Source organism: Pokkaliibacter sp. MBI-7, assembly GCF_029846635.1.
In the GTDB taxonomy this organism is placed as follows: domain Bacteria; phylum Pseudomonadota; class Gammaproteobacteria; order Pseudomonadales; family Balneatricaceae; genus Pokkaliibacter.
The window spans coordinates 2,433,330-2,453,196 of record NZ_JARVTG010000001.1; the positions used below are offsets into that span (position 1 = coordinate 2,433,330).

21 protein-coding genes are annotated in these 19,867 nt (G+C 56.6%); 3 read left to right on the forward strand and 18 right to left on the reverse strand.

The genetic code is table 11. The features are described 5' to 3' along the window. Nucleotides 1–133 precede the first annotated feature (133 nt). Together glmS and glmU are read right to left on the reverse strand one after the other, a co-directional pair. Complete coding sequence (glmS, locus tag QCD60_RS10905) at nucleotides 134–1,963, reverse strand: glutamine--fructose-6-phosphate transaminase (isomerizing) (protein WP_279785133.1); 1,830 nt, start codon at nucleotides 1,961–1,963, stop codon at nucleotides 134–136. A gap of 4 nt (nucleotides 1,964–1,967) precedes the next feature. Further along, nucleotides 1,968–3,338: a bifunctional UDP-N-acetylglucosamine diphosphorylase/glucosamine-1-phosphate N-acetyltransferase GlmU gene (gene glmU / locus QCD60_RS10910; protein WP_279785135.1), complete on the reverse strand. Its 1,371-nt coding sequence runs from the start codon at nucleotides 3,336–3,338 to the stop codon at nucleotides 1,968–1,970. A 154-nt stretch (nucleotides 3,339–3,492) separates the two neighbouring features. Between glmU and QCD60_RS10915 the strand changes: the two genes are divergently transcribed. Further along, a complete protein-coding gene (locus QCD60_RS10915; protein ID WP_104153097.1) occupies nucleotides 3,493–4,233 on the forward strand; it encodes a helix-turn-helix domain-containing protein in 741 nt (246 codons plus the stop codon). A 19-nt stretch (nucleotides 4,234–4,252) separates the two neighbouring features. On the opposite strand, the gene QCD60_RS10920 is transcribed toward QCD60_RS10915, so the two are convergent. After that, nucleotides 4,253–4,690 carry a DMT family transporter gene (locus tag QCD60_RS10920; RefSeq protein WP_279785138.1) on the reverse strand — a complete coding sequence of 146 codons (438 nt, stop codon included), beginning with the start codon at nucleotides 4,688–4,690 and terminating at the stop codon, nucleotides 4,253–4,255. A 3-nt stretch (nucleotides 4,691–4,693) separates the two neighbouring features. Continuing rightward, nucleotides 4,694–5,209: a GNAT family N-acetyltransferase gene (locus QCD60_RS10925; RefSeq protein WP_279785140.1), complete on the reverse strand. Its 516-nt coding sequence runs from the start codon at nucleotides 5,207–5,209 to the stop codon at nucleotides 4,694–4,696. A gap of 189 nt (nucleotides 5,210–5,398) precedes the next feature. Here QCD60_RS10925 and QCD60_RS10930 point away from each other — a divergent pair, with 189 nt between their 5' ends. Together QCD60_RS10930 and QCD60_RS10935 are read left to right on the forward strand one after the other, a co-directional pair. After that, nucleotides 5,399–5,974 carry an XRE family transcriptional regulator gene (locus tag QCD60_RS10930; RefSeq protein WP_279785142.1) on the forward strand — a complete coding sequence of 192 codons (576 nt, stop codon included), beginning with the start codon at nucleotides 5,399–5,401 and terminating at the stop codon, nucleotides 5,972–5,974. Between the two features lie 116 nt (nucleotides 5,975–6,090). Continuing rightward, complete coding sequence (locus QCD60_RS10935) at nucleotides 6,091–7,263, forward strand: pyridoxal phosphate-dependent aminotransferase (protein WP_279785144.1); 1,173 nt, start codon at nucleotides 6,091–6,093, stop codon at nucleotides 7,261–7,263. Between the two features lie 8 nt (nucleotides 7,264–7,271). On the opposite strand, the gene atpC is transcribed toward QCD60_RS10935, so the two are convergent. From atpC to mnmG, 14 genes are all read right to left on the reverse strand, one after another. Beyond that, nucleotides 7,272–7,697 (reverse strand): ATP synthase F1 subunit epsilon, encoded by a 426-nt coding sequence (gene atpC, locus QCD60_RS10940; RefSeq protein WP_104153092.1) that lies wholly within the window; start codon nucleotides 7,695–7,697, stop codon nucleotides 7,272–7,274. A gap of 326 nt (nucleotides 7,698–8,023) precedes the next feature. Beyond that, nucleotides 8,024–8,449: a F0F1 ATP synthase subunit epsilon gene (locus tag QCD60_RS10945; RefSeq protein ID WP_104153091.1), complete on the reverse strand. Its 426-nt coding sequence runs from the start codon at nucleotides 8,447–8,449 to the stop codon at nucleotides 8,024–8,026. Nucleotides 8,450–8,499: 50 nt separating this feature from the next. Then, on the reverse strand, nucleotides 8,500–9,876 hold the full coding sequence (gene atpD, locus QCD60_RS10950; protein ID WP_104153090.1) for a F0F1 ATP synthase subunit beta: 1,377 nt from the start codon (nucleotides 9,874–9,876) through the stop codon (nucleotides 8,500–8,502). Between the two features lie 41 nt (nucleotides 9,877–9,917). After that, nucleotides 9,918–10,778: a F0F1 ATP synthase subunit gamma gene (gene atpG, locus QCD60_RS10955; protein WP_279785149.1), complete on the reverse strand. Its 861-nt coding sequence runs from the start codon at nucleotides 10,776–10,778 to the stop codon at nucleotides 9,918–9,920. Between the two features lie 56 nt (nucleotides 10,779–10,834). Further along, on the reverse strand, nucleotides 10,835–12,379 hold the full coding sequence (atpA, locus tag QCD60_RS10960; protein WP_279785151.1) for a F0F1 ATP synthase subunit alpha: 1,545 nt from the start codon (nucleotides 12,377–12,379) through the stop codon (nucleotides 10,835–10,837). A 16-nt stretch (nucleotides 12,380–12,395) separates the two neighbouring features. Then, nucleotides 12,396–12,932 carry a F0F1 ATP synthase subunit delta gene (locus QCD60_RS10965; protein ID WP_279785153.1) on the reverse strand — a complete coding sequence of 179 codons (537 nt, stop codon included), beginning with the start codon at nucleotides 12,930–12,932 and terminating at the stop codon, nucleotides 12,396–12,398. Between the two features lie 12 nt (nucleotides 12,933–12,944). Next, entirely contained in the window at nucleotides 12,945–13,415 is a 471-nt protein-coding gene (locus tag QCD60_RS10970) for a F0F1 ATP synthase subunit B (protein WP_279785156.1), read from the reverse strand. A gap of 58 nt (nucleotides 13,416–13,473) precedes the next feature. Further along, nucleotides 13,474–13,731: a F0F1 ATP synthase subunit C gene (gene atpE / locus QCD60_RS10975; protein WP_104153085.1), complete on the reverse strand. Its 258-nt coding sequence runs from the start codon at nucleotides 13,729–13,731 to the stop codon at nucleotides 13,474–13,476. 90 nt (nucleotides 13,732–13,821) lie between these two features. Further along, nucleotides 13,822–14,664, reverse strand: a complete 843-nt coding sequence (gene atpB, locus QCD60_RS10980) for a F0F1 ATP synthase subunit A (RefSeq protein WP_104153084.1) — start codon at nucleotides 14,662–14,664, stop codon at nucleotides 13,822–13,824. Between the two features lie 11 nt (nucleotides 14,665–14,675). Beyond that, entirely contained in the window at nucleotides 14,676–15,068 is a 393-nt protein-coding gene (locus tag QCD60_RS10985; protein WP_279785159.1) for an ATP synthase subunit I, read from the reverse strand. Nucleotides 15,069–15,276: 208 nt separating this feature from the next. Continuing rightward, entirely contained in the window at nucleotides 15,277–16,218 is a 942-nt protein-coding gene (locus QCD60_RS10990; protein WP_279785161.1) for a ParB/RepB/Spo0J family partition protein, read from the reverse strand. 9 nt (nucleotides 16,219–16,227) lie between these two features. Beyond that, complete coding sequence (locus QCD60_RS10995) at nucleotides 16,228–17,010, reverse strand: ParA family protein (RefSeq protein ID WP_279785163.1); 783 nt, start codon at nucleotides 17,008–17,010, stop codon at nucleotides 16,228–16,230. Between the two features lie 56 nt (nucleotides 17,011–17,066). Continuing rightward, nucleotides 17,067–17,711, reverse strand: a complete 645-nt coding sequence (gene rsmG, locus QCD60_RS11000; RefSeq protein ID WP_104153080.1) for a 16S rRNA (guanine(527)-N(7))-methyltransferase RsmG — start codon at nucleotides 17,709–17,711, stop codon at nucleotides 17,067–17,069. Between the two features lie 72 nt (nucleotides 17,712–17,783). Further along, nucleotides 17,784–19,667, reverse strand: coding sequence for a tRNA uridine-5-carboxymethylaminomethyl(34) synthesis enzyme MnmG (gene mnmG / locus QCD60_RS11005; protein ID WP_279785165.1), 1,884 nt, complete (start codon nucleotides 19,665–19,667; stop codon nucleotides 17,784–17,786). Nucleotides 19,668–19,867: the final 200 nt, after the last annotated feature.

Consider the following 19,867-nt stretch of genomic DNA (forward strand, 5'->3'; position numbering starts at 1 on the left):
TAGGGATGCCGGTATTCTGCCCAAGACCGCCGGGGATGTCTTCCCTGTGATGCCACGTCTGTTCGTTCATCCTCACACAAAAAAGCCGAGTCCTTAGACTCGGCTTTGTCGTTATCCCCAACAAGGTGACGGGTTATTCCACCGTCACGCTCTTGGCCAGATTGCGCGGCTGGTCTACATCCGTACCGCGGATAACCGCGACGTAGTAGCTCAGCAACTGCAGCGGCACGGTGTAGAGGATCGGCTCCAGCAGCGGGTGAATCTTCGGCAGATGGAGGATGTGATAGCCCTCCTGATCTTCGATACCGGCGTGCTGGTCGGCGAAGACGTACAGCTCACCGCCACGGGCGCGCACTTCCTGCATATTGGATTTGAGCTTTTCCAGCAGTTCGTTGCCGGGGGCGACGGTGATGACCGGCATGTCGCTGTCGACCAGCGCCAGCGGGCCGTGTTTCAGCTCACCGGCCGGGTAGGCTTCGGCATGAATATAGGAGATTTCCTTCAGCTTCAGCGCCCCTTCCAGCGCGATGGGATAGAGTGCGCCGCGGCCGAGGAACAGCGAGTGTTGTTTATCGGCAAAGTGGGTGGCCAGCTGCTCTACCCGCTGGCTCAGGGCCAGCACTTCTTCCACTTTGGCAGGCAGGGTGGTCAGGGCGTCGGTCAGCTCGGCTTCCAGCGTGCTGTCCAGCCCCCGGGTTTTGGCCAGCGACAGGGTCAGTACCATCAGCGCCGACAGCTGGGTGGTAAAGGCCTTGGTCGAGGCGACGCCGATTTCCGGCCCGGCCTGTGTCATCAGGCACAGGTCAGACTCGCGCACCAGTGAGCTGCCGGGCACGTTGCAGATGGCCAGACTGGCCAGTGCGCCGCGCTCCCTGGCCACCCGCAGGGCCGCCAGGGTGTCGGCGGTTTCGCCCGACTGGGAGATGGTGACGAACAGGGTGTTGGGCAGGGTAATGGTCTTGCGGTAGCGGTATTCGGAGGCGATTTCCACCTGACAGGGAATGCCCGCCAGCTCTTCGATCCAGTAGCGGGCGACCATTCCGGCGTGATAACTGGTGCCGCAGGCGATGATCTGCACGGCCTGCACGCTGTCCATCAGCTGCCGGGCGCTGTCGCCAAACAGCTGGGTGTTGATCTCGCCCTTGCCTACCCGGCCATTGAGGGTGGCCTGGATCACGCCGGGCTGCTCGAAGATTTCCTTCAGCATGTAGTGCTTGTACTGGCCCTTATCGGCTGACTGGGTGCCGTGCTCGTAACGCTTGATGTCCAGCGCCTGCACTTCACCACGGGCGTTGCGCACTTCGATCTGTTCGCGGCTGACGCAGGCCGTGTCGCCTTCGTTGAGGTAGATAAAGCGGTCAGTCACCTGCAGCAGCGCCAGCGGGTCCGAGCCGATAAAGTTCTCGCCCATACCGACGCCAATCACCAGCGGGCTGCCCTTGCGTGCGCACAGCAGCAGTTCGGGATAGTCGGCGTGAATCACGCCCAGCGCGAAAGCACCTTCCAGCTGATTGATCACCTGACGGAACGCGGCATACAAGTCGCTCTCTTGTTTCAGGGCTTCAGAGAGTAAGTGAGCGATGACCTCGGTGTCGGTATCTGAGGTAAAGACGTAGCCTTTGTCTTTCAGTTCCGCCTTGAAGGTGGCGTAGTTTTCGATGATGCCGTTGTGCACCACCGCCAGCCGCTCACCGGACATATGCGGATGGGCATTGCGTTCATTAGGCTGGCCATGGGTGGCCCAGCGGGTATGGGCGATGCCCAGATGGCCGTGCAGGGGGTCGCTGCCAAGGGCATCCGCCAGTTGCTGTACCTTACCGGCACGGCGCAGGCGGTTGAGTTCCTGACCATCAAATACTGCCATACCGGCGGAGTCGTAACCGCGGTATTCCAGACGGCGCTGGCCTTCCAGCAGGATGGCGCTGACTTCACGGGCGGCAATGGCGCCGACGATTCCACACATGGGATTACTCCTTCGCCTTCTTCACTGGGCGCTGCCAGCCGGGAATGGGAATCTGGCGGCCACGGGCAACCACCAGGGTATTGTCATCCACATCACGGGTGATGGTGGAGCCTGCGCCCACAGTCGCACCCGCACCGACGCTGACGGGCGCCACCAGTGCGGTGTTGGAACCGACAAAGGCGCCGCTGCCGATCACGGTCTGATGTTTATTCACGCCATCGTAGTTGCAGGTGATGGTGCCGGCGCCGATGTTGACGTCATCGCCCACACTGGCATCACCGATATAGCTCAGGTGATTGACCTTAGAACCTTCGCCAATCACCACGTTCTTGGTTTCGACGAAGTTGCCGATGCGGGCACTAGCCAGTAGCTGGGTGCCGGGGCGCAGGCGGGCAAAGGGGCCGACATCGCAATCGGCACCGACTTCTGCCTCTTCCAGCACTGAGTTGGCCTTGATATGGCAACCGGCACGCAGGATGGAGTCACGGATAATGCAGTTGGCTTCGATCTGCACCCCGGTTTCAACCACCACCTTGCCTTCAAAGATGACGTTGATATCGATATAGCAGTCCTGCGCTATCTGCAGCTCACCGCGCACATCGATACGGGCAGGATCGGCCAGACTGACGCCCTGCTCCATCAGGCGCCGGGCAATCTGCTGCTGGTAAGCACGCTCCAGTGCCGCCAGCTGCATGCGGGTATTCACCCCTTCCACTTCCTGCGCGGACGCTGGCTGAATGGTGGCGACGTTGAGCCCATCAGCAACCGCCATGGCGATCACATCGGTCAGGTAGTATTCGCCCTGGGCGTTATTGGCAGACAACTGCGGCAGCCACTGATGCAGGCGTTCAGTAGGCACGGCCAGAATGCCGGTGTTCACTTCACGGATGGCACGCTGCCCGGCATCGGCATCCTTGTGCTCGACAATGGCACATACCTGACCGCTGCCATCGCGGACGATACGGCCATAGCCGGTGGGATCAGGCAGATCGACGGTCAGCAGACCCATTTGCTGATTGGATACCAGCGCCAGCAACTGCTGCAGGGTGACCGACTGAATCAGCGGTACATCACCGTACAACACCAGGGTGGTGCCGCTGTTGCCCAGTGCAGGCAGTGCCTGTGCTACGGCATGGCCGGTGCCTTTCTGCTCACGCTGCCAGACACAGTTGACGTCTGCGGCGGCAAAGCGCTGCCCGACCTGCTCACCGCCGTGGCCTACGACCAGATGAATCTGCCCGGCACCCAGCTGCCGTGCGCTGTCGATGACATGCGCCAGCAAGGGCCGGCCCGCCAGGGTATGCAGCACCTTGGGCAGAGCTGAGCGCATCCGGCTGCCCTGGCCTGCTGCCAGAATGACCACATCGAGTGCCATTTTCCATTCCTCGCTTGCTGAACGGTAAAGCCTTATCCAGAGATCGGTCAGGGCTTTGTTGTCAGCCTTTTAATTGACAATTTTTTCTTGGGGACTCACTTTAGCCATCTGAATCTGTCATACAAGAGTGCTTGTCATTAATTAAGTGACAAATATGGACGAAAGCCTGCTGAATCTGCTGGATCTGAGCCAGCGCGAGTACGAGTTATACCGCAGCCTGCTGACCCTCGGGCCTGCTTCCATCCGTGATATTGCCAGTCATGCGGGCATCAATCGCGGCACCACTTACGAAACCCTGAAGCAGATGCAGGCCAAGGGCGTGGTGTCGTATCTGCCCAAAGGCAAACGCCGTTTTTTTGCGGCGGAGGAGCCAGAGCGCCTGCTGCAGAAGGCCGAAGAACGGCGGCTGATGCTGAACGGGCTGATTGGCAAGCTGAAGTCAGACATCATCCCTGAGCTGTACCACCTCAAGCCGGAATTCAGTGCGGGCAACGTGCGCTTTTATGAGGGAGATGACGGCATCGAGTTCGTCCTCAAGGATATTCTCAATACCGTCAGCAGACAGGCGGACAAGTCCTATGCGGTGTTTTCTTCCAAGGCAATTCGACATCACCTCTATCGCCCTTTCCCCAACTTCACCAAACAGCGGGTACAGCGGCAAATTCAGGTGCGCGTCATCGCCATCGGTGAAGGGGGTGAGGATGCACAGTATTCAGAACGTAAGTGGATACCCACTCAGGGTGAAGTTGATGCCAGCTACATCGCCATTTACCCACCCAAGGTAGCGATGATTTCTCTGGCCGCCGCCAACTACCCGGTGGCAGTGGTGATGGACTCAGAAGAGATCGCGATGGCCCAGCAGATCATCTTCAATACCCTCTGGCGTCTGCTCTGAGAGGGTGTTTGCGCATCACTCAGGGCGCACGCGCTACCAGCACGGCTCCGCCAATCACCAGTGCAGTGCCAAGCAGGCGCTGCACGGACAATTCACGCACGATGCCGGCCCAGCCCAGACGGTCCAGCAGCAGCCCGGCGACAATCTGGCCGGTGATGATCAGCACAATGGTCGCCGCACTGCCCTGAGTGCGATAGCCAAACAGGCTGGCAAAAACGAAGAAGGTGCCCAGTACGCCGGGCACGACAAACCACAGCTCGGCCCGCCCCCATTGCTGAAACAGACCGGACTCGCCGCGGCACAGTTCTACCGCCGACAGAATCAGCAGCCCCACCAGCGAGTTACACAGCAGCGCGCCGGTCAGGCTCAGACCGCGTCCGGTCATGGCAACCATGACTGCGTTCTGCAACACCAGCGCCATCCCCGCCAGCAGGGACAGCCCTATCGCATTCGGCATGGCTCAGTTCCGCTCGGCGCCGGGCGCATCGAGGAAACGCTGCATAAACACCAGATCCAGCCAGCGGCCAAACTTATGCCCTACTTCGGAGAAATGCGCCACTGTCTGGAACCCCAGACGCTCATGGAAGCGCACCGAACCGGCGTTTTCCGCATCAATACCACCGATAATGACATGCTTACCCAGCGCCAGCGCCAACGGAAATAAGGCCTCCACCAGCTGCGCACCTACGCCTTTGCCACGCTGATCAGCTCGCACATGGACACTGTGCTCAACGGTAAAACGGAAACCGTGCCAGGCACCACGCCACTCACCGAAGGATGAAAAGCCCACCACTTCGCCCTGATCTTCTGCCACCAGCACCGGATAGCCCTGTGCCAGACGACCCTCATACCAGGCCGTACGATCTTCCAGACTGACCGGTTCCAGGGCATAGACTGCGGTGGAGGTGGCGATAACATCATTGTAAATCGCCAGAATGGCGGGCAAATCAGCATGGGTGGCAGCACGAATCAACATGATGAGGCTCCGAAGGGTGAAGTAAAACCAGCCACCTGTGACACTACTACAATGGTCACCGTGACCACGGTCACACAGGAAACTGACAGGAAGCTGGGATTGCGGAAGAATATCTACTATAGTGGACAAAAGTCAACTGAACATTAAACCACCATGACCATACCGACAACAGCACCGAACGAGGCTTCCGTGAGCCTGACTGAACAGAACAGCGAAGACCCTACCACACAGCTGGCAGCGCGCATTCGCATCGAACGTAAGCAGCGGCAATGGTCGCTGGATGAACTGGCGCAGCGCTCCGGCGTTTCCAAGGCGATGATCAGCAAGGTTGAGCGCGGAGAAACCAGCCCTACGGCGACACTGCTGGGCAAGCTGTCCGGTGCCTTTGGCCTGACCCTGTCCACACTGCTGGCCAGAGCCGAGCAACAGGGTGGCCGGCTGCGTCGACGTCAGGATCAACCGCAATGGCGTGACCCTGAAACTGGCTTTATCCGCCGTCAGTTATCCCCTACTTCTGATTTGCCGCTGGATCTGGTGCAGGTCGAGCTGCCCGCAGGTGCCAGCGTCAGCTATCCCGCCTCGGCATTCGCCTTTTTCCGTCAGCTGATCTGGGTGACGCAAGGGCAACTGGAGTTTACCGAAGGAGAGACGCTGCATCAGTTATCCACAGGTGACTGCCTGGAGCTGGGCTCACCCAGTGACTGCCGTTTCTTCAACCCGGGAACAACCGGCTGTGAATATCTGGTGGTACTGTTACGCCAGTAACTGCCTCTCCTGGAGGGCGGATGTGTATAACCGTCTGTTGTAGCGTGGCGGAAGCAAAGCTGGCATAACGGTGTAACAACCTGCCTTTTCTCAGCTACTCAGGAACGAGTTCGATCATGCCACAACCCAGTGCCCGCCCAGCCGTGCAGTCCCTGTCGGCGTCCTTAATCCGTGAAGTGGCCAATACCGCCATGGGCCGTGAGGGCGTGCTGCCCTTCTGGTTTGGTGAGAGTGACCAGCCAACGCCGGGGGTTATCCGTGAAGCAGCCATGGCCTCTCTGCAGCAGGGTGAAACCTTCTATTCGCAGAATCTGGGCCGCCCGTGGCTGCGTGAAGGTATTGCCAGCTACCTCAGCCAGTTGCATCACCGCCCCTTCACTGCCGAACAGACAGGTGTGACGGGCTCCGGTGTTTCCGCCCTGATGCTGGCCATGCAGCTGGTACTGAGCCCGGGTGACAGGGTTGTCGCCGTGACGCCGCTCTGGCCCAATCTGGTGGAAATTCCTCGGGTGCTAAGTGCCCATGTCGAACGTGTCCCCCTGCAGATCACCGACCAGGGCTGGCAGCTGGACCTGCAACGTCTGCTGGATGCACTGACTCCCGATACCCGTCTGTTACTGATCAACTCACCCAATAATCCCACGGGGTGGACCATTGCCGACGACGAGCAACGTATTGTGCTGGAGCATTGCCGCAAACACGGCATCTGGATTCTGGCTGATGACGTCTATGAACGACTGGTGTATCGCAGCGGCCTGAACAGTGCTCCTTCGTTTCTGGCGAGGAAGGAAGACGATGATCTGGTCATCGGCGTCAACAGTTTCTCCAAAGCCTGGTGCATGACCGGATGGCGTGCTGGCTGGCTGACGATTCCAGCCGCGCTGGCCGATGATCTGGCCAAACTGGTGGAATACAACACTTCGTGCGTGCCGGAGTTTGTGCAGCGTGGGGCAATGGCCGCCATTCAGCAGGGGGAACCCCATGTCGGGCAGCTGCGCCAGCAACTGGGTGTGCAACGGCAGCTGATGGTCGAGGGGCTAAGCGCCATCGACGGCGTGACCCTGCCTTACGCAGATGGTGCCATGTATGCCTTCTTCCGCATCGCTGGCTTCAGTGATTCGCTGGCACTGGCACGAGCACTGATCAGCGAGGTCGGCCTTGGACTAGCCCCGGGTCGCGCCTTTGGTGAGGAAGGTGAGGGCTGGCTACGCTGGTGTTACGCAACGTCGCCAGTGCGTCTGCAGGAGGGTTTACAACGTCTGGATGAGTTTGTTCGTCGTCAGCGCTGATCACCCAATCAGCGCTTGATATTGCCTTTACGGCTCAGGCTCAGCTCATGCAGTGTGCGTAGCATCGCTGCTGCACGTGCCACATGATCAGCGCTCTCGCGGTCATGATGGGCAGCAAACTCTGCTTCGGCATCGCGCTTGGCCTTTTCTGCCGCAACTTTATCCAGATCCTGAGCACGCAGTGCCGTATCGGCCAGGACTATAGTGCGCCCGGGCTGAACCTCCAGAAATCCGGCGGGTACAAAATAGATCTGCTCCTCGCCTTGCATGTCATACACACGCAGCGGGCCCGGGCCAAGTTCAGCCAGCAGCGGGGCATGGCCGGGGTAAATACCTACGTCCCCCCACAGGGTCGTCAGAATCACATGACGCGCCTGGCCACTGAACAGCGAACCTTCAGGCGTTACCAAATCCAGCAATAAATGTTTATCCATGGAGTCATCCTTGGGCGATAGCGAAGTGCAACCAGTGCAGCCTTGGCGCTGAGCCATCAACAGCAGTTATGCGCCCTACTCTAGCAAAGCCTCTTCTCTCGACTGCTGATTTGCATGGCTGAAACGGCAAGATCCACAATCCTGACACAAGTGCTACCACAGTGACAGGCAGGGGCAACCTCAATTCAGCGTTGCCGGACAGGTATAAGCGTGTTCAAGCAAGGAGTGAGCAGATAACGCTCAGCGTGGCTGATGCCGTAGCAGCAAGGCAAGGAAAACAAAAAAGGCAGCCTGAGCTGCCTTTTTTATGGACCTGAGCTTGCCGATTAACGGCCGGTTTTCTTGCGCAACTGTTCCAGTACGCGCAACTGCGCAGCCGCTTCCGCCAACTGAACGGCGGCACGGGAATAGTCCAACTCCGCGTTATGATTCGACATTGCCTGTTCAGCCTCTTTCTTGGCTTCCAGAGCAATGGACTCATCAAGGTCATTAGCACGGATAGCGGTGTCAGCCAACACGGTTACCATGTTGGGCTGCACTTCCAGAAAACCACCAGATACATAGATGATTTCCTCGTCGCCATCCTGCTTGATGACACGCACCGGACCCGGCTTCAGCTGGGTCAGGAGCGGAGCGTGACCTGGGGCAATACCCAGATCACCTAGACTCCCGCTGGCAACGACCAGTTCCACCAACCCGGAAAAGATTGCCTCTTCTGAGCTGACAATATTGCAGTGAACTGTCATAGCCATGGTGAACCCCCTCTAGCTATGGTTATGGGAATAACCGTCGCTGGAGACGATTACAGCTTCTTCGCTTTCTCAACTGCTTCGTCGATGCTGCCAACCATGTAGAACGCTTGTTCTGGCATGTTGTCGTAGTCACCGGACAGAATACCCTTGAAGCCACTGATGGTGTCTTTCAGGGAAACGTACTTACCGGGCGAACCGGTGAATACTTCTGCCACGAAGAAAGGCTGAGACAGGAAGCGCTGGATCTTACGCGCACGGGTTACGACCAGCTTGTCGTCTTCTGACAGCTCGTCCATACCCAGAATCGCGATGATATCCTTCAGTTCCTTGTAGCGCTGCAGAGTAGACTGCACGCCACGAGCCACTTCGTAGTGCTCCTGACCAACCACCAGCGGATCCAGCTGACGAGAGGTAGAGTCCAGCGGATCAACCGCAGGATAGATACCCAGTGCAGCGATATCACGAGACAGTACGACAGTAGCGTCCAAGTGAGAGAAGGTGGTCGCAGGTGACGGATCGGTCAAGTCATCCGCAGGTACGTATACCGCTTGAACGGAAGTGATCGAGCCAGTCTTGGTGGAGGTAATACGCTCCTGCAGAACGCCCATCTCTTCAGCCAGAGTAGGCTGATAACCTACGGCAGAAGGCATACGACCCAACAGTGCAGATACTTCAGTACCGGCCAGGGTGTAACGGTAGATGTTGTCAACAAAGAACAGAACATCACGGCCTTCGTCACGGAACTGCTCGGCCATGGTCAGACCGGTCAGAGCAACACGCAGACGGTTGCCGGGCGGCTCGTTCATCTGACCGTATACCAGAGATACTTTGTCCAGTACGTTGGACTCCATCATCTCGTGGTAGAAGTCGTTACCTTCACGAGTACGCTCACCCACACCAGCAAACACAGAGTAACCACTGTGCTCGATCGCGATGTTACGGATCAGCTCCATCATGTTGACGGTCTTACCTACACCCGCACCACCGAACAGACCTACTTTACCGCCTTTTGCGAAGGGGCAAACCAGATCGATTACCTTGATACCGGTTTCCAGCAGTTCGCTGGAGGCTGCCTGATCAGCGTAGCTGGGCGCTTTACGGTGAATAGGCATACGCACTTCTTCACCAATCGGGCCTTGCTCGTCGATCGGGTTGCCCAGAACGTCCATGATGCGACCCAGGGTAGCTTTACCCACAGGTACAGACACGGGTTCGCCTGTATTTTTTACTTCCAAACCACGGCTCATGCCTTCGCTTGAACCCATGGCGATGGTGCGTACAACACCGTCACCCAGCTGTTGCTGAACTTCCAGCACCAGCTCTTTTCCTTCAATGGTCAGGGCGTCGTACACTTTGGGTACGGCGTTGCGCGGAAACTCGACGTCCACCACCGCCCCGATGACTTGCACTACACGTCCGCTACTCATGCTCGGATCCTCTTAATCTCAGTAAGCCTGTGTTGCGGTGGTTACACCGCTGCCGCACCACCGACGATCTCGGCAATTTCCTGGGTGATGGAAGCCTGACGAGCCTTGTTGTAGACCAGCTGCAGTTCCTTGATGATGTTGCCTGCGTTATCGGAGGCATTCTTCATCGCGATCATACGTGCAGCCTGCTCACAGGCAACGTTTTCCACCACACCCTGATACACCAGTGACTCCACATAACGAATCAACAAACCGTCCAGGAGTGCTTTGGCATCGGGCTCGTAAAGATAGTCCCAGTGGTGCTTCAGACCATCATTGTCTTCTGCCTGCAAGGGCAGCATTTGTACAACAGCAGGCTGCTGGGTCATGGTGTTGACGAACTTGTTCGACACCAGATACAGACGGTCCAGGTGACCTTCGTCATAGGCATCCAACATCACCTTGACGATACCAATCAGATCTTTAACTTCCGGTTTGTCACCCAGGTGGTTGGCGTATGCGACAACCTTGCCACCGTAGTTGCGGAAGAAAGAACCTGCCTTGGTGCCTACGGCACAAATGTCAATCTCGACGCCCTTGTCGGCGTACTGCTTCATTACCTTGATCATGGCTTTGAAGGCGTTGATGTTCAGACCACCGCACAAACCACGATCAGTAGAGATAACAATGAAGCCTACGCGCTTGACGTCGCGTTCTTGCAGGTACAGATGCTTGTATTCGGGATTGGAGTTCGCCACGTGACGAATGACATCAGCAATACGCTCCGCGTAGGGGCGGCTGGCTGCCATACGGTCCTGGGCTTTCCGCATTTTAGATACTGCCACCATTTCCATGGCGCTGGTGATCTTCTGCGTACTCTTGATACTCGCAATCTGCGATTTGATCTCTTTTCCTGCTGCCATAATCTCTGCCTCAAGCGTTCAGCGACAGCGGCAGGGTCACCCCTGCCGCACCCGGATTACCAGGAACCAGTCGCTTTGAATTTCTCGATACCGGCTTTGATTTCAGCAGCGATGCCGTCGTTGTAGTTGCCATCGCCACCAATCTTGGCGATCAGGTCAGCGCACTCAGAGTTGAAGTACGCTACCAGACCTGCTTCGAAAGAGCCGATCTTGGCAACAGGGATATCGTTCAGGAAGCCTTCGGTAGCGGCATACAGAACAACACCCATTTCAGCAACAGACATAGGCTTGAACTGATTCTGTTTCATCAGTTCAGTCACACGCTGACCGTGCTCCAGCTGTTTGCGGGTCGCTTCGTCCAGATCAGAAGCAAACTGAGCAAAGGCTGCCAGTTCACGATACTGAGCCAGTGCCAGACGGATACCGCCGCCCAGCTTCTTGATGATCTTGGTCTGGGCCGCACCACCAACACGGGATACGGAGATACCAGCGTTCATCGCAGGACGGATACCGGCGTTGAACAGGTTGGTTTCCAGGAAGATCTGACCATCGGTAATGGAAATTACGTTGGTCGGAACGAAAGCAGAAACGTCGCCAGCCTGAGTTTCGATGATGGGCAGCGCGGTCAGAGAACCGGTCTGGCCAGTCACGCGGCCTTCAGTGTAACGCTCTACGTAGTCAGCGCTGACACGAGCAGCACGCTCGAGCAGACGTGAGTGTAAATAGAATACGTCACCAGGATAGGCTTCACGGCCAGGTGGGCGCTTCAGCAGCAGAGAGATCTGACGGTAGGCCCAGGCCTGCTTGGTCAGGTCATCATAAATAATCAGTGCGTCTTCGCCGTTATCACGGAAGTATTCACCCATGGTGCAACCAGCGTAGGCAGACAGATACTGCATGGAAGCAGGATCAGCAGCGCCCGCGGCAACCACGATGGTGTGATCCATCGCACCGTGCTCTTCCAGCTTACGTACTACGTTGGCGATAGTGGACTGTTTCTGACCAATCGCAACATAGATACATTTAATGCCGGAGTTTTTCTGCGCGATGATGGTGTCAATCGCCATTGCGGTTTTACCGGTCTGACGGTCGCCGATGATCAGCTCACGCTGACCACGGCCGATAGGCACCATGGAGTCAACCGCCTTGTAACCAGTCTGTACAGGCTGGTCAACGGATTTACGCCAGATAACACCAGGAGCAACCTTCTCGATAGGCTCGCTGCGAGTAGTATTCAGCGGACCTTTGCCATCGATAGGGTTACCCAGGGCATCAACAACGCGGCCCAGCAGTTCTGGACCAACAGGAACTTCAAGTACACGACCGGTACACTTGACGGTCATACCTTCGGACAGGCCCTGGTAATCACCCAGAACCACAGCACCTACAGAGTCACGCTCCAGGTTCAGTGCCATGCCGTATACGCCGCCGGTGAACTCGATCATTTCACCGTACATAACATCAGCCAAACCGTGGATCTGTACGATACCATCGGAAACGCTGACGACTGTGCCCTCATTACGGGCCTCAGATTTGAGATTCAGACCTTCGATCCGCTTCTTGATGATCTCGCTGATCTCAGATGGATTCAGTTGCTGCATGCTCTATCCCTCACAATCAGGATTGGATCGCCTCGGCCAATTTTGCCAATTTTCCGCGCACGGAACCGTCAATAACCATGTCACCTGCCTTGATGATCAGGCCGCCGATCAAACTCTTATCGACTTCGGTGGTTATGGTGATGGTCCGATTCAATTTAGCCTTGAGGGCTTGTGCCAGTTGTTCCTGCTCAGCGGAGGAAAGCTCAAAGGCAGAGGTCACTACGACGTCAGTCGCGTTTTCCTGCTCAGCCTTGAACTGCTCAAACAGCTGTGAAACTTCAGGAATCAATACCAGGCGCTTGTTGTGCGCCATGGTTTGAAAAAAGGCTTTACCGCTCTCGGTTACTTTTTCTGCGCAGACGTCAATGACAGCCTGAGCTTGCTGTTCAGCAGTCAGTGCCGGATTGTTGAGCACCTTGGCAAACTCGCTGTCTTCTGCAACAGCGGCCGCCAGGGCCAACAATTCCGACCACTGACCCAGTTCACCCTTGTCCAGAGCAAACTGAAACGCAGCTTTGGCATAAGGCCGGGCGAATGTGGTCAATTCCGCCATCGGTCACCTCACTTACAGTTCGGCTGCCAGTTTGCTGACAAGCTCGCTATGGGCTTTCTCGTCGACAGAGGCACCCAGGATTTTTTCCGCTCCAGCCAGCGCCAGCACAGCCACCTGGCCACGCAGTGCTTCTTTGGCACGGTTTACATCCTGCTCGATCTCAGCTTGGGCTGCAGCTTTCAGACGCTGGCCTTCAGCCATTGCCTGCTCTTTAGCTTCTTCTACGATCTGGTTTGCCCGCTTGTTGGCTTGTTCAATAATTTTCGCTGCCTGTTCCTTGCTGGAACGTAACTGGTCAGCGGCACTTGCTTGTGCCAGTTCCAGGTCACGCTTCGCACGGTCGGCGGCATCCAGGCCATCTGCAATCTTTTTCTGACGTTCTGCCAGGGCCGCTGTTATCGGCGGCCAGACATACTTCATACAGAAAAGGACGAAGACTGCAAATGCGATGGCTTGGCCTATCAAGGTCGCATTCAGATTCACGCTTCACCCCTCCCAAAGGTTAGAAATAACCAGTTGACACTAAGTTCAGAAGGAGGGATTAACCAGCGATCTGACCGACAAAGGGATTCGCGAAGGTGAAGAACAGAGCGATACCAACACCGATCATGGTAACAGCGTCCAGCAGACCCGCTACGATGAACATTTTTACCTGCAGCATGGGGACCATTTCAGGCTGACGCGCAGCGCCTTCCAGAAACTTACCACCCAGAATACCGAAGCCGATTGCGGTACCCAGAGCACCCAGACCGATCAGCAGAGCAACAGCGATAGCAGTAAGACCTACTACTTGTTCCATTTTTAGACTCCCAGTTAAGGTTGCAAGTTGATTAAAGGTTTAACGAGTTAGAGAAATCTTTTTCTTCGATACCACTAAGGCGCTATGCCCTTAGTGGTTATCCTCATGGGCCATGCTGAGGTAGACGATGGTCAGCATCATGAAGATAAAGGCCTGCAGTACGATAACCAGGATGTGGAAGATCGCCCAGCCCAGTTGCAAAACGCCACCAAGGGTACCGACTACGGCCCCGGCTGTATACATAAGTGCAATCAGGATGAAGATCAGCTCACCGGCATAAAGGTTACCGAAGAGTCGCAGTGCCAGAGAAATAGGTTTGGCGATCAGACCTACGCCTTCCAGCAGCAGGTTGAACGGCAGCATCCATTTGCCGAAGGGATGCAGAGTCAGCTCACCCAGGAATCCACCGACGCCTTTGACCTTGATGCTGTAATAGATGATCAGGGCAAAAACGGACAGAGACATCCCCAGGGTCACGTTAGGATCGGTAGTAGGAACCACTTTCAGGAAGTGCACGCCCATCTCCCCGGCAATACGGGGCAACAGATCGACGGGCAACAGGTCCATCAGGTTCATCAGGAAAATCCAGCAGAAAATAGTCAGCGCCAGCGGAGCAATCAGCGGATTGCGACCGTGGAAGGTTTCCTTGACGCTCTTGTCGACAAATTCGACCAGAATTTCAACAAAGTTCTGCAGGCAGCCAGGAACACCTGAACTCACACTGGTGGCAGCTTTGCGGAAGATATAAAGAAAAACGGCGCCAAGGACGACAGAGAAGAACATGGAGTCCAGGTGAATAGCCCAGAAACCCATCTCAGCCGCTTCTTTAGCGTCGTGTGCAACGGTCCAGCCACGCTCAGGCAGATGACCAAAGGTCAAATTCTGAAGGTGGTGCCCGATGTATTCGCTTGCAGTAATGTTTTCGCTTGCCATAGTGTCTCAGCCTAACTCCCGGTTGAGGGCCCTCTCCAAACCAGCGGCACAATCCAGTTCATCATCTGTACAGCGACGAAGCCAGCAAACAGTGCCAACACATTAAGAGGTTTGACCATACTGAATACCAGAGCGAACAACACTATGGTAATCAGCAGCTTCCCCGCTTCGCCCTTATAAAACGCTTTGGCTATATCCCTGCTTGAACGCGCACCCCGAACAGCGAACAGTCGCCATGCAAAGTACGCATTTGGCAGCAGACATATCAGCCCACCCAGAACAATGGACAGTGCACCGATTTGATCGAATGCCAGTAAACTCAGCCCCAGCACCAGACTCAGGCCGAGCTGGCTGATCAGGATACGCTTTACCGGCGCCTGCCTGGCCTTTTGCCGCTCATTCACCTGAGTACTCCAATGATTTGCCTGGAGGATTCGAACAAATTTTACCCAGCATTAAAGCGTTGGGCATTATATTGCCTCGTAGTAGAGGCTTCAACTTGAAAAGCTTGGAAAAAAGGTCATGCTTCCTTTTTTTATACTAAAGTTTTCGTAGGCATTGACCATTGACACAAACTGAAATCTGGATTAGCACACGATCACATTCTTATGATTATTCTGGTGCCACCTGATTGAGGATTTTCTCCAGCTGCTCCACATCCTTGTATTCGATGATCAGCTTGCCACTGCCTCTCGCACTGTGACGAATGCTGACACTGTCTCCAAACAGTCGTTGCAGCCGGCTTTGATGGGACTCAATCCACGGCTCAGCCGCAGTCATTTTCGCAGCCTGCTCCGGCACCGGCGTCAGCAACTTGCGCACCAGTGCTTCGGTCTGTCGCACTGACAAACCACGAGCGACCACTTCCTCCGCAGCCATCATCTGATCGGCCGAGGTCAAGGCCAGCAGTGCACGCGCATGACCCATTTCCAGGTCGCCGTGCTCGAGGCGCAGTTTGACGCTGTCCTCCAGAGAAAGCAATCGCAGCAAATTGGCCACAGCACTACGTGACTTACCGACGATGTCGGCCACTTCCTGCTGGGTCAGCTGGCTGCTTTCCTGCAGACGCTGCAGTGCTCGGGCTTGCTCTAGCGGGTTCAGATCTTCACGCTGAATATTTTCCACCAGCGCCAGCACTAATGCATCGGCATCCGATACCTGTCGTACCAGTGCCGGTACCTTGTCCAGTCCGGCCAGCTGGCTGGCGCGCCAGCGACGCTCACCGGCGATCAGTTCAAACTTGTCTCCCTGTGGTCTTACTACCACAGGTTGCATGACACCTTGTTGACGGATGGAGGCGGCCAGTTGCTCCAGACTTTCCGGCTCAATGACCTGACGCGGTTGCGCCATCCCCGGAATGATCAGAGCAACATCAAGAAAGCGCAGGGTTGGCACGGCAGAAGGTTCTGTCTGCTCTTCGCTGTCGCCCCCCTGAGGCTCACTTAGCCAGGATTCGATAGTGGGTTCGTCAATGCTGCTGACACTGACTGGCTGACGGCCGGCTCCCAGCAGGGCATCCAGTCCGCGTCCGAGGCCACGCTTCTTCGTACTCATCAGCCTGCCTTAGCTCGCCAGTTGGGTGTGTTGCTGCTTGCGGTTAAGCTCGCCCGCCAGTGCCAGATAAGCCACCGCGCCGCGTGACTGTTTATCGTACAGCAGTGCTGGCAGGCCATGGCTGGGCGCTTCCGCCAGACGAATATTGCGTGGGATCACCGTCTGGTAGACCAGATCGGAGAAATGCTCAGTCAACTGGCTGGATACTTCGTTGGCCAGACTGGTGCGAGGGTCGTACATGGTCCGCAGAATGCCTTCAATGCGCAGTTGCGGGTTGATGGCACCGCGAATCTGCTCGACGGTGTTGATCAGTGAGCTGATGCCCTCCAGTGCATAGTATTCACACTGCATCGGAATCAGCACGCCATCGGCGGCGGCCAGTGCATTGACGGTCAGCATGTTCAGTGAAGGTGGGCAGTCGATAAGAATGTAATCGTAGTCCTGACCCAGTTCGGTCAGTTGATGCTTGAGGCGCTTTTCTTTATCTGCCATATCCAGCAGCTCGACTTCAGCAGCAGTCAGATCAGCATTACTGGGGATCAGGTCGAACCCACCCGGAGTCTGCCGTACCCGTACTTCCGACGCTTTGGCAGTGCCGACCAGCACATCATATACGGTCATATCCAGCGCATGTTTGTCGACACCACTGCCCATGGTGGCGTTACCCTGAGGGTCAATATCCACCATCAGCACCCGACGTTTGGTTGCTGCCAATGAGGCCGCCAGGTTGACGCAGGTGGTGGTCTTGCCGACGCCACCTTTCTGGTTGGTCACAGCCAGGATTCGTGCCACGTTGAAGCTCCCTTAGATGCCCTTGGTGATGATGGAGTGGATGCTGCTACTGCCGGTCATACCGTTGCCTGCTGCATAACCAGCAGGTGACGTTCGCCATCGCAGTCCGGTACCAGCAGCGGATAGCTTGCCTGGATACGGATGGAGGCGGGCAAGGCGTCGATCTCGTCCTGAGGATACAGGCCCTTCATGGCCATGAAGACCCCATGATCGGCCAGTAAATGACCAGTGACATCCACCATGTCCTGCAATGACGCAAAGGCACGGGACAGAATCACATCGAACGGAACCGGCGGCTGCCAGGATTCTACACGGGTGTTCACTACAACAACATTATCGAGACCCAGCGTCAGTTTGACCTGAGTTAAAAAACGGGTGCGTTTGCCATTGCTGTCCAGCAAGGTGAACTGACGCTGGGGATTCATGATGGCCAGCGGAATACCGGGCAGACCGGCACCGGTACCGACGTCGATCAGATGCTCGCCCTGCAGGTACGGATGCACGCTGATGGAGTCCAGCAGATGGCGCCAGACCATCTCGCTGACGTCACGCACGGCGGTCAGGTTGTAGGTGCTGTTCCATTTGCGCAACAGGGCCAGATATTCCATCAGCTTATGCTGCTGCTCGTCACTGGCCGTGATCTGCATCTGCGCCAGACCTGCGCTGAGCTGCTGTTGCAGCACCTGCTCGTTTACCACCATCTTGTTTCCACGATCACTGCGTTACTGGTCCGGTCTGCATCGACCGGACACCTGATGTTAATCAATCAGCGCTCAGGCTGATTTCTGTAAAACCTGACGCTTTTTCAGATGCACCAGCAGCAGCGATACCGCAGCAGGCGTCACCCCGGGGATACGACCGGCCTGACCAATACTGCTGGGGCGTATATTTTTCAGCTTGCTGCGAATCTCGTTGGACAGACCACCGATCTGATCATAGTCCATGTCCTGTGGCAGCGGCATGTTCTCGCTACGGCGCAGACGTTCGATTTCTTCCAGCTGGCGATCAATATACCCCGCGTACTTGATCTCGATCTCGACCTGCTCGGCCACCTGCTCATCGCTGACGCCGTCGCCCGTCGCCTGCATGACCTTGGCATAATCCAGCTCAGGCCGCCTGATCAGCTCTTCCAGCGAGTTCTGCCGGCTCATCGGTTGCCCCATCAGCGGTTCCAGCTGCTGGGCCACGTCACTGTTGGGCTGGATCCACACATCTTTCAGGCGCTGACGCTCCAGCTCGATGGCTTCACGTTTGGCACAAAAGGCCTGCCAGCGCTCCTCACCAACCACGCCCAGCTGATAGCCGATCTCGGTCAGACGCAAATCAGCATTGTCCTCACGCAGAATCAGCCGGTACTCGGCGCGTGAGGTAAACATCCGGTAGGGCTCGCTGGTGCCCTGAGTTATCAGGTCATCCACCAGTACACCGACATAGGCTTCGTCACGTCGCGGTGACCAGCTGTCCTTGCCCTGCGCTCGCAGCGCTGCGTTGATACCCGCAAGCAAGCCCTGTGCACCGGCCTCTTCGTAACCGGTCGTACCATTGATCTGACCAGCAAAGAACAGGCCATTGATCACCTTGGTTTCCAGGCTGGCCTGCAGGTCCTGCGGATTGAAGAAGTCGTACTCGATGGCATAGCCAGGGCGCACGATATGGGCGTTTTCCATGCCACGGATGGAGTTGACGATCTGCAGCTGCACGTCGAAGGGCAGACTGGTGGAAATACCGTTGGGATACAGCTCGTGTGTCGTCAGCCCCTCGGGCTCAATAAAGACCTGATGGCCATCACGGTCAGCAAAACGCACCACCTTGTCCTCGATAGACGGACAGTAGCGCGGGCCGACACCTTCGATCACACCGGCATACATCGGTGAACGATCCAGATTGGCGCGGATGATGTCGTGGGTGCGCTCGTTGGTATGGGTAATGAAACAGTTGATCTGGCGCGGATGCTGGCTGACGTTGCCCAGATAAGACATCACCGGTGTGGGCGTATCCCCGGGCTGCACTCCCATGACGCTGAAATCAACAGTGCGGGCATCAATTCGGGGCGGTGTGCCGGTTTTCAGACGGTCAACGCGCAGCGGCAGCTCACGCAGACGTTGTGCCAGACGGATCGAGGGCGGATCGCCCGCTCGGCCACCGCTGTAGTTTTCCAGACCGATATGGATCAGACCACCGAGGAAAGTACCTGCTGTCAGCACCACCTGCTCAGCATAGAACTTCAGCCCCATCTGGGTGACGACACCCCTGACCTGCCCGCCTTCAACGATCAGATCATCGGCCGCCTGCTGGAACAGTGTCAGGTTGGGCTGGTTCTCCAGCATATCCCGCACCGCTGCCTTGTAGAGGATGCGGTCAGCCTGTGCGCGGGTTGCCCGTACTGCGGGACCCTTGCGTGAATTGAGTACGCGGAACTGGATACCACCCAGGTCAGTAGCCCGTGCCATGGCGCCATCCAGAGCGTCAATTTCCTTCACCAGATGGCTCTTGCCGATACCACCGATGGCCGGATTACAGGACATCTGCCCCAGGGTTTCGATGTTGTGGGTCAGCAGCAGGGTTCTGACTCCCATGCGTGCTGCCGCCAGGGCCGCTTCGGTACCGGCGTGACCGCCACCGATCACGATCACATCAAAACGTTTTGGGAAATCCACCACACACCTCGTTCATCTACACCATGCACCGGTACGTCAGCAGGGGTGACGAAAGGTGCCAAGAAGGCCATGCCTTCGGAAAAGGGCGGTAAGTATACCTGCATAGCCGGCAAATCTGAATATATCCACACTGCACGCTGTGCTCATTGCTACAGTCTAAGGCTATCAGCCTTAAAGATGATAGATTTGATAGTAATGAT

What these genes read in the sequence shown, in the direction of transcription:
- glmS (WP_279785133.1), bottom strand. Translation starts at nt 1,963, where the DNA reads ATGTGTGGAATCGTCGGCGCCATTGCCGCCCGTGAAGTCAGCGCCATC.
- glmU (WP_279785135.1), bottom strand. Translation starts at nt 3,338, where the DNA reads ATGGCACTCGATGTGGTCATTCTGGCAGCAGGCCAGGGCAGCCGGATG.
- QCD60_RS10915 (WP_104153097.1), top strand. Translation starts at nt 3,493, where the DNA reads ATGGACGAAAGCCTGCTGAATCTGCTGGATCTGAGCCAGCGCGAGTAC.
- QCD60_RS10920 (WP_279785138.1), bottom strand. Translation starts at nt 4,690, where the DNA reads ATGCCGAATGCGATAGGGCTGTCCCTGCTGGCGGGGATGGCGCTGGTG.
- QCD60_RS10925 (WP_279785140.1), bottom strand. Translation starts at nt 5,209, where the DNA reads ATGTTGATTCGTGCTGCCACCCATGCTGATTTGCCCGCCATTCTGGCG.
- QCD60_RS10935 (WP_279785144.1), top strand. Translation starts at nt 6,091, where the DNA reads ATGCCACAACCCAGTGCCCGCCCAGCCGTGCAGTCCCTGTCGGCGTCC.
- atpC (WP_104153092.1), bottom strand. Translation starts at nt 7,697, where the DNA reads ATGGATAAACATTTATTGCTGGATTTGGTAACGCCTGAAGGTTCGCTG.
- QCD60_RS10945 (WP_104153091.1), bottom strand. Translation starts at nt 8,449, where the DNA reads ATGGCTATGACAGTTCACTGCAATATTGTCAGCTCAGAAGAGGCAATC.
- atpD (WP_104153090.1), bottom strand. Translation starts at nt 9,876, where the DNA reads ATGAGTAGCGGACGTGTAGTGCAAGTCATCGGGGCGGTGGTGGACGTC.
- atpG (WP_279785149.1), bottom strand. Translation starts at nt 10,778, where the DNA reads ATGGCAGCAGGAAAAGAGATCAAATCGCAGATTGCGAGTATCAAGAGT.
- atpA (WP_279785151.1), bottom strand. Translation starts at nt 12,379, where the DNA reads ATGCAGCAACTGAATCCATCTGAGATCAGCGAGATCATCAAGAAGCGG.
- QCD60_RS10965 (WP_279785153.1), bottom strand. Translation starts at nt 12,932, where the DNA reads ATGGCGGAATTGACCACATTCGCCCGGCCTTATGCCAAAGCTGCGTTT.
- atpE (WP_104153085.1), bottom strand. Translation starts at nt 13,731, where the DNA reads ATGGAACAAGTAGTAGGTCTTACTGCTATCGCTGTTGCTCTGCTGATC.
- atpB (WP_104153084.1), bottom strand. Translation starts at nt 14,664, where the DNA reads ATGGCAAGCGAAAACATTACTGCAAGCGAATACATCGGGCACCACCTT.
- QCD60_RS10990 (WP_279785161.1), bottom strand. Translation starts at nt 16,218, where the DNA reads ATGAGTACGAAGAAGCGTGGCCTCGGACGCGGACTGGATGCCCTGCTG.
- rsmG (WP_104153080.1), bottom strand. Translation starts at nt 17,711, where the DNA reads ATGGTGGTAAACGAGCAGGTGCTGCAACAGCAGCTCAGCGCAGGTCTG.